General features: G+C 48.5%; 2 protein-coding genes. One reads left to right on the plus strand and one right to left on the minus strand.

Features of this window, described 5'->3' with window-relative positions:
• Positions 1-413: 413 nt before the first annotated feature.
• Complete coding sequence (locus AAH187_RS18945) at positions 414-1,202, minus strand: enoyl-CoA hydratase-related protein (protein WP_342350053.1); 789 nt, start codon at positions 1,200-1,202, stop codon at positions 414-416.
• A 267-nt stretch (positions 1,203-1,469) separates the two neighbouring features.
• Between AAH187_RS18945 and AAH187_RS18950 the strand changes: the two genes are divergently transcribed.
• Positions 1,470-2,313, plus strand: an 844-nt coding sequence (locus AAH187_RS18950) for an acyl-CoA dehydrogenase family protein (protein ID WP_342350054.1), incomplete at its 3' end; no start/stop codon positions are given.

Here is a 2,313-nt window from a genome sequence, read left to right on the forward strand (position 1 = left end):
TAACCAGGGAATGGCCTATAGGTAATGAATGGCCGTGTCAAAACAATGAAGTAATCGGGCTACCTTTCAAGTGGTGCAGTAGGGAGGACCAGCCAGGTTAATCGGCGTTCCCGGTGGATACGTGGAGAGGTCTTTTTTTACGGGTTCTGCTTAGAAATTCTGCGGGAATGGGGAATCTATGTTGGCAGCTATGAGAAATTTGAAGGCATGAACGGCGCTATGGCTCAAGGCCAGTTCAAGTCCTTGATTGATCGTGAGTTTCTCTTTCATGAAGTGCAAGGGGCGTATCACTACCTCCAAAGCGAGGTATAGATTAAAAAAGTGGTGATTGCCATTTATTAGAAGAAATCTTTCGACACCGATTAATCTACTCCCCTTCGTATCCTGACTGTTTCCCTAAAACCGTTGGGGGATCAGAGGTTCTTAAAATGAGGAGTGCGCTTTTCTAAAAAGGCCGCCAACCCTTCTTGTTTATCCTCGGATTCGCAACGCTCTCCAAACAAGGTTGCTTCTAACAGTAATCCCTCACGAAGCCTCAATTCCGATCCCCTTTGAATTGCCTGAAGGGCTGCTCGAACAGCACTTTGACTTTTTGAGGCAATCCGACTGGCGAGTCCGATAGCCTGAGGCATTAAGTCCTTTTGAGGAAAAACCTCAGATACCAGTCCAAATGTTTTGCCCTCCTGTGCAGAGAGAGAGTCCCCAGTCAGAATCATTTCAGTGGCTTTCGATTGGCCGATGAGACGGAACAGGCGTTGGGTACCGCCGAACCCGGGGATCAGGCCAAGATTAACTTCGGGTAGCCCGAATTGAGTTTCCTCGGCAGCTAATCGAATATGACAACACAAGGCCAATTCCAGTCCTCCGCCCAGGCAGATGCCATTGATGGCAGCAATAATGGGTTTTGGTGAAGCCTCAATTTTATTAAAAATTCCTTGGCCGGTGAGAGCCATTTTTTTGCCTTGTTGCCGGGATCCGACTTCCGCCAACATCCGGATATCGGCGCCCGCAATAAAAAATCGGCCTGTTCCGGTGATGACGATGACTTTGACTCGATCAATGTTGGTCAGATCGTCCAAGGTTGATTCGAGTTCTTTAAGTCCGTGGGGTGTGAGGACATTTGCGGGAGGATGGTTGATCGTCACCGTTGCGACAGAGTCTGCTACGTGTTCGGTGAACCACATGGGAGTAACCGTGCTCATTCCTTAGCATCCCCTGAGAGGCCTGCATCCGTTATTCTGCATGTCCGGGCAGAATCCATAATCCATGTTGTCATGCTTTGATAATATAAAATTATTATACCATAATGATATAGTATTAATTGTTTAATATCATTGTTTGCGAATTGTCAATTAAAGAGTGCTTTGAATGACCATCTGGCTGGAAAAACCTTTCGAGTTTCCTGAAATACTTGAAAAGCCATGTGTATGGCTGGTTCGTCCGAGAGCTCATAGTAAGGAGGTTGTGACATGTCCAAACTTTTTAAAGGCATGGAGCGAATAGAAGAAGCGCGAGAGCAACTGGCTGGGGAGAGTTTTATGGCGGGCCTGTTTATGGGAACGCCAAATTTCAATCTACTCTTTCCACCGGAGGAACCGGTCGAGGAAAAGGAAGTCGGCGAGAACTATTGCAAGAAAATTGAAGAGTTTCTGAAGAAGCATGTTGACCCGGACGAAATTGAACGAACCGAAAAAATTCCGGAGAATGTACTCAAAGGCCTGCTGGAACTTGGCGCCTTCGGGATGAAGATACCCAAAGAATATGGTGGGCTGGGATTTTCCTATACCAATTACGGGCGGGTGCTGATGCTGATGGCCAGCTGGAGTAATACTCTGGCCCTCACCGTGGCCGTTCCCCAATCCATCGGAATTGCCATGCCGATTCTTATGTTCGGAAACGAGGAACAAAAAAAGACATTCCTCCCACGAGTCGCGCGAAAAGAAATTTCGGCATTTGCACTCACGGAACCCGACACCGGATCGGATGCGGCGAATATTCAAGCGAATGCCGTCCTCAATACCTTGGGGACACATTTTGTGGTCAACGGCGAAAAACTTTGGTGCACGAATGGCTCCCTGGCCAGCCTGATTACATTGGTGGCTCGCGTGCCGGCAAAACGGATATTCCTGAACGGAAAAACAGAATGGGTCCCCATGCCGGAAGGGAAGGGGGCGGAAGCGTCCGTCCACACGACATTCATCCTGGACATGTCCAGTCCGGGCGTGAAGATTCAGCAGCGGTGCCAATTTGAAGGGTGTCGGGGCATTGAAAACGCCCACATGACATTCACCGACGTGCATATTCCAGTGCAAA

Origin of the sequence: uncultured Nitrospira sp., from assembly GCA_902500695.1 — a bacterium.
Classification (GTDB): domain Bacteria; phylum Nitrospirota; class Nitrospiria; order Nitrospirales; family UBA8639; genus Nitrospira_E.